The organism is Bradyrhizobium sp., assembly GCF_049581145.1.
In the GTDB taxonomy this organism is placed as follows: Bacteria; Pseudomonadota; Alphaproteobacteria; order Rhizobiales; family Xanthobacteraceae; genus Bradyrhizobium.
The window spans coordinates 1-6093 of sequence record NZ_JBAURI010000195.1 but is presented as its reverse complement, the minus strand read 5'-3'; the positions used below and the strand labels follow the sequence as shown (position 1 = coordinate 6093).

Annotated in this window: 6 protein-coding genes; 5 read left to right on the top strand and 1 reads right to left on the bottom strand. The window is 63.6% G+C overall.

Annotation, left to right across the window (positions count from 1 at the left end; translation table 11 throughout):
- The coding region (locus tag WCB02_RS06480) for an ABC transporter ATP-binding protein (RefSeq protein ID WP_423957008.1) at window positions 1–985 on the bottom strand (985 nt) is incomplete at its 3' end.
- Window positions 986–1212: 227 nt separating this feature from the next.
- Here WCB02_RS06480 and WCB02_RS06475 point away from each other — a divergent pair.
- From WCB02_RS06475 to WCB02_RS06455, 5 genes are all read left to right on the top strand, one after another.
- Window positions 1213–3021, top strand: coding sequence for an IlvD/Edd family dehydratase (locus tag WCB02_RS06475; RefSeq protein ID WP_423957007.1), 1809 nt, complete (start codon window positions 1213–1215; stop codon window positions 3019–3021).
- Window positions 3022–3183: 162 nt separating this feature from the next.
- Window positions 3184–3918, top strand: a complete 735-nt coding sequence (locus WCB02_RS06470; RefSeq protein WP_423957006.1) for an SDR family oxidoreductase — start codon at window positions 3184–3186, stop codon at window positions 3916–3918.
- Window positions 3919–4010: 92 nt separating this feature from the next.
- Window positions 4011–4757: an SDR family NAD(P)-dependent oxidoreductase gene (locus tag WCB02_RS06465; protein ID WP_423957005.1), complete on the top strand. Its 747-nt coding sequence runs from the start codon at window positions 4011–4013 to the stop codon at window positions 4755–4757.
- 270 nt (window positions 4758–5027) lie between these two features.
- Window positions 5028–5708 (top strand): site-2 protease family protein, encoded by a 681-nt coding sequence (locus WCB02_RS06460; RefSeq protein ID WP_423957004.1) that lies wholly within the window; start codon window positions 5028–5030, stop codon window positions 5706–5708.
- 52 nt (window positions 5709–5760) lie between these two features.
- The coding region (locus WCB02_RS06455; protein WP_423957009.1) for a hypothetical protein at window positions 5761–6093 on the top strand (333 nt) is incomplete at its 3' end.

The following is a 6093-nucleotide window of genomic DNA, read 5'->3' as shown; positions in this document are numbered from 1 at the left end:
GATTGAACTGATGTCGTTCGCGGAACACGGCGACGACCTGCTCGCCGCCGAGCTTGGCGAACACCTGGGTCTCCGAGCCGGTCGGCTCGACCACGATGATCTCGGCCTCGGCACCGTCATCGGCGATGGTGAAGTGCTCCGGGCGAACGCCATAGACGACAGGGCGGCCATCGGAATTGGCAGGCGGCGCGGCCAGCGGCAGTTTCAGGCCGTCCGGGCCTTCGAAGCTGGCGCTGCCGTTCGCCCTGACCTTGCCTTTGAGGAAATTCATCGCCGGCGAGCCGATGAAGCTGGCAACGAACTGGTTTTCCGGGCGGTCGTAGAGCTCGAGCGGCGAGCCCATCTGCTCGACGACGCCGTCGTGCATCACGACGATCTTGTCGGCCATGGTCATGGCCTCGATCTGGTCGTGGGTGACATAGACGGTCGTGGTTTTCAGCCGCTGGTGCAGTTCCTTGATCTCGGTGCGCATCGCGACCCGCAGCTTGGCGTCGAGATTGGACAGGGGTTCGTCGAACAGGAACACCTGGGGGTCGCGCACGATGGCGCGTCCCATCGCGACGCGCTGGCGCTGGCCGCCGGACAATTGCCGGGGATAGCGGTCGAGCAGCGGCGTCAAGGCCAGGATTTCGGCGGCGCGCTGCACGCCCTTGTTGATTTCGTCGGCGCGCGCCCCGCGCAGCTTGAGCGAGAACCCCATATTGTCGGCGACCGTCATATGCGGGTAGAGCGCATAGTTCTGGAACACCATCGCGATGTCGCGCTCCTTGGGCTGAACATTGTTGACGACGCGCTCGCCGATCGAGATCGTGCCCGAAGTGATGTTTTCCAGCCCGGCCAGCATCCGCAGCAAGGTGGATTTGCCGCAGCCCGACGGTCCGACCAGAACGACGAATTCGCCGTCCTCGATCGGGATCGACACGCCGTGCAGGACCTCGAAACCCCCGAAGGATTTTCGCACGTCGCGAATATGGACCGAAGACATCTACTCCCTCCCCGAAATGACGCACCGCGGCAGGCGCGGTCTTGTTTTTGTTGGTCAGGGTCTTAGCAGACTTTTTCCGCGATGTCCTTGGATCAAAGTCTTAGGCCTCTAAAGTCTTAAGTCTTGCCCCTTGCAAACGAATTTGCGAACTGAACGTCATGATGTAAACAACCGGCCTAAAATCAGGATCCGCACAATAATGAGGCGTGTGCGCCGCGGGAGAAACCATGAACAAGCCGCTGACCGGCGTCACCAGGCGCAAACTCCGCTCGACCGAGTGGTTCAACAATCCACATAACCCGGGCATGACCGCGCTCTATCTGGAGCGCTACCTGAATTACGGCCTGACCCGGAAGGAGCTGCAGTCCGGGATGCCGATCATCGGCATAGCCCAGACCGGCAATGACCTTTCACCCTGCAACCGGCATCACCTCGAACTGGCGCACCGGGTGCGCGAAGGCATCCGCGCCGCCGGCGGTATCGCGATGGAGTTTCCGTGCCATCCGATCCAGGAAACCGGCAAGCGGCCGACCGCGGCGCTCGATCGCAACCTCGCCTATCTCGGCCTGGTCGAGATCCTGTTCGGCTATCCCCTGGATGGGGTGGTCCTGACCACCGGCTGCGACAAGACGACGCCGGCCTGCCTGATGGCGGCGGCCACCGTCAATCTGCCCGCGATCGTGCTGTCGGGCGGACCGATGCTGAATGGCTGGCATGACGGCCAGCGCTCGGGCTCCGGCACCGTGGTGTGGAAATCCCGCGAGCGGCTGGCCGCGGGCGAGATCGACTATGAGGAGTTCATGAACATCGTGGCCTCCTCGGCGCCCTCGATCGGCCATTGCAACACCATGGGCACGGCGTCGACCATGAACTCGCTGGCGGAAGCGCTCGGCATGTCGCTGCCGGGCTGCGCCGCGATCCCGGCGCCCTATCGCGAGCGCGCCCAAATCGCCTACGACACCGGCCGGCGCATCGTCGACATGGTCTGGGAAGACCTGAAGCCTTCGGACATCCTGACGCGCAAGGCGTTCGAGAACACCATCGTGGTCAATTCCGCGATCGGGGGCTCGACCAACGCACCGATCCATATCAACGCGCTGGCCCGCCATGTCGGGGTCGAGCTGTCGATCGACGACTGGCAGAAATACGGCCACGAGATTCCGCTGCTCGTGAACATGCAGCCGGCGGGCTTCTATCTCGGCGAGGAATTTTATCGCGCCGGCGGCGTGCCGGCCGTGGTGCGCGAACTGATGCGACACCAGCGGATCCACGAAGACGCCATGACCGTCAACGGCCGCACCATGGGCGACAATTGCCGTGAGGCGGCGACGCCCGATGGCGATGTGATCTACGGCTACGACAAGCCGCTGGTGAAGGATGCCGGCTTCCTGGTGCTGCGCGGCAATCTGTTCGATTCCGCGATCATGAAGACCAGCGTGATCTCCAAGGAATTCCGCGACCGCTACCTGAGCAATCCGAAGGACCCAAACGCGTTCGAGGGCCGCGCCATCGTGTTCGAGGGCCCGGAGGATTATCACGCCCGGATCGACGAGCCTTCGCTCGATATCGACGAGTCCTGCATCCTGTTCATCCGCGGCACCGGGCCGATCGGCTATCCCGGCGGCGCCGAGGTCGTCAACATGCAGCCGCCGGCAGCCCTGATCAAGCGCGGCATCCTGGCGCTGCCCTGCATCGGCGACGGCAGGCAGTCCGGCACGTCGGGCTCGCCCTCGATCCTCAACGCGTCGCCCGAAGCCGCCGCCGACGGGGGATTAGCGATCCTGAAGACCGGCGACAAGGTGCGCATCGATCTCAACAAGGGCAGCGCCAATATCCTGATTGCGGAGGCCGAGGTGAAGCAGCGCCATGCCGAACTGAAGGCCAAGGGCGGTTTCCCCTATCCGGCCAACCAGACGCCCTGGCAGGAGCTCTATCGCAACACCGTCGGCCAGCAGGCAACCGGCGCCTGCATGGAATTTGCGACGCGCTATCACGACATCGCGGGCAAGGTCGGCGTGGCCAGGGATAATCACTAGGCAGCCGAACACCGTCATTGCGAACCAACGGGTCGGCGCGAAGCGCCGTCCGACGACGGACTCCGCGAAGCAATGCACAATCCTTCCGCGCGGACATGGATTGTTCGTCGCTCCGCTGCTCGCAATGACGGGAAAATAACAAAAATAACAGGAGAAGAAAAAATGTCAGACCGCCTCAAGGGCAAACGCGCCTTCGTGACTGCCGCCGCCGCCGGAATTGGCCGCGCCTGTGCGCTTGCCTTTGCCCGCGAGGGCGCCACCGTGTTCGCGACCGATATCGACGAAAAGGGGCTCGCCGTGCTGAAGCACGAAGGCATCGCCGACGTGGCGCGGCTCGATGTCCGCGACAGCGCGGCGGTGGCCGCGACCGCGAAGCGCGTCGGCAAGGTCGATATCCTGCTGAATGCGGCCGGCTTCGTGCATCACGGCAGCGTGCTGGACTGCTCGGACGAGGACTGGGATTTTTCCTTCGACCTCAACGTCAAGTCGATGCACCGGATCATCCGCTCCTTCCTGCCGATGATGCTGGAAGGCGACGGCGGCTCGATCGTGAATATCTGTTCCGCCGCCGGCGTGTTCAAGGCCGCGCCCAACCGCTACGTCTACGGCGCGACCAAGGCCGCGGTGGCGGCGCTGACCCGGGCGGTCGCGGTCGATTTCATCACCAAGCGCATCCGCTGCAACTGCATCTGCCCTGGCACCATCGAGACGCCGTCGATGCTGCAGCGCGCGTCCGCCGCGGGCCCGGGCGGACACGAGCTGTTCGTCTCGCGACAGCCGATGGGACGGCTCGGCACCGCGGAAGAGATCGCGCTGCTCGCGGTCTATCTGGCGAGCGACGAGAGCGCCTTCACCACCGGCGTCGCGCACGTCATCGACGGCGGCTGGACGCTTTGATCTTACCTCTCCCCGCTCGCGGGGGAGAGGTAAGACTTCCGCCGCTGCGCCACCATCGCTACGCGTCAGGAATTAGGAAGAGGACCATCATCATGAACAAGATCGATCTGAACGGTCGAAGCGCCGTCGTCACCGGCGGCGCGCAGGGTTTTGGCCGCGCCATCGCCGAGCGGTTCGTGGCGTCCGGTGCCCGGGTCGCGATCTGGGATCACGACCAGGCGCTGGCCGAGGCGACGGCGAAGGCGATCGGTGAGGCCGTCACCGCCTTCAAGGTCGACGTGACCGACCTCGCCGCGGTGGAACAGGCCCGCGACAACACGCTGGAGGCCTTCGGCAAGGTCGACATTCTCGTCAACAATGCCGGCATCGCCGGCATCAACAAGCCCGTGTGGGAGACCGACCTCGACGAATGGCGCAAGGTGCTGCGCATCAATCTCGACGGGCCCTTCATCTGCTGCAAGGCAGTGGTGCCCGCCATGCTCAAACAGAAATACGGCCGTATCGTCAACATCGCCTCCATCGCCGGCAAGGAAGGCAACCCCAACGCTGCGCATTATTCGGCATCCAAGGCGGCCCTGATCGCGCTGACCAAATCGCTCGGCAAGGAGCTTGCGCAGCACGATATCCTGGTCAACGCGGTGACGCCGGCTGCGGCGAAGACCGCGATCTTCGACCAGATGACGCAGCAGCACATCGACTTCATGCTGTCGAAGATTCCAAAAGGCCGCTTCGTGCTGGTGGAAGAACTCGCGGCGATGGTCGCCTGGCTGGCGTCGGAGGACTGCGCGTTCTCGACCGGCGCGGTGTTCGACATTTCCGGCGGCCGCGCGACGTATTGAGCGGCGGCCTGAGTCTGATTTCGAGGCAAACGCGTCCCGGGTTTGTCTTGCGAGGAGAATCGCAGCACACTCCGGTTGGTGAGGAGGCCTGGACGATCGGTTCGCCGGCAACCGTCGTCTGCCAAAAGACATCACGGCAACCTTGAAAACAGTGCGCAAACCCGCGGAAATGGCTTAACAGTGCGTGGCCTGCCGCAATATCAGCATGGGGTTCCCTAGTGGAACGGACGCTGCGTTCCTACCTTTGTCAGCGCATCTGGAATCAAACCATTGAATCTCACGCTTTACGACCTGTCGGTCTGGGTCCTCCCCCTCGTCATTGCCATCACGTTTCACGAGGCGGCCCACGGCTATGTGGCGCATGCCTTCGGCGACAATACCGCTTGGGAGCTCGGCAGGGTCAGCGCCAACCCGCTCCGGCACATCGACCCGTTCGGCACGCTGATCCTGCCGGCGATCCTCTTGCTGTCGCACTCGCCGTTTCTGTTCGGCTATGCCAAGCCGGTTCCGGTGAATTTCCGCGCGCTCCGCAATCCGCGAATCGGCATGGTCCTGGTGGCGCTGGCTGGACCCGGCACCAACATCGCGCTGGCTTTGCTGGCCGCGGCGCTGTTCCATCTGGTCGACCTGCTGCCGCCGGAGGCCGCCCAATGGACTGCCGACAATTTGAAAAACGCCCTCGTTATCAATGTCGTGCTGGCGGTCTTTAATATGCTACCAATACCGCCGCTGGACGGCGGACGGGTCGCGGTCGGTTTGCTGCCACGAGTGCTGGCCGCGCCGCTGGCCCGGCTGGAGCCGTTCGGGATGCTGATTCTGATCGCAATTTTGATCCTGCTGCCCTTGGCAGGTTCGCAGTTCGGTCTAAATCTTGATGTTATGTCCACAATCGTGCGTGAATCGACGGATTTTGTCATTCGGCTAATGCTTATTTTAACAGGTAATGCCTAGTCGCAAGGATGGGCGAAAAGGACCCGGTTCGACCTTGGCCAAAGCTGCAGATATGATGATTGCGCGGCGTGCCGACACAAGGGCCCGCGCCGACTTCGCGACCTGGAAGATGATGGCCAAGCTGAACGGCGCCTCCGCCTTGCCCGCCGAGGCCCAGAACTTCCTCGCCAATTACAATGCGCTGCTGAAGGACATGTCCGAGGCGGACGCCACCGAGGCGATCATCGGCCGGATGTACAAGAGCTACTATTCCCAAATGGGTGGCGCCGGCGCGCCGCCCGAGGTCCGCACCGCTCCAAACGAGCCGGTGAAGGACAATGTCACGGCGTTCAGGCGCCCCGCCGTCGCGCCCCGCGGCGCCAAGGCGGCCGTCGCGGGGCCGAAC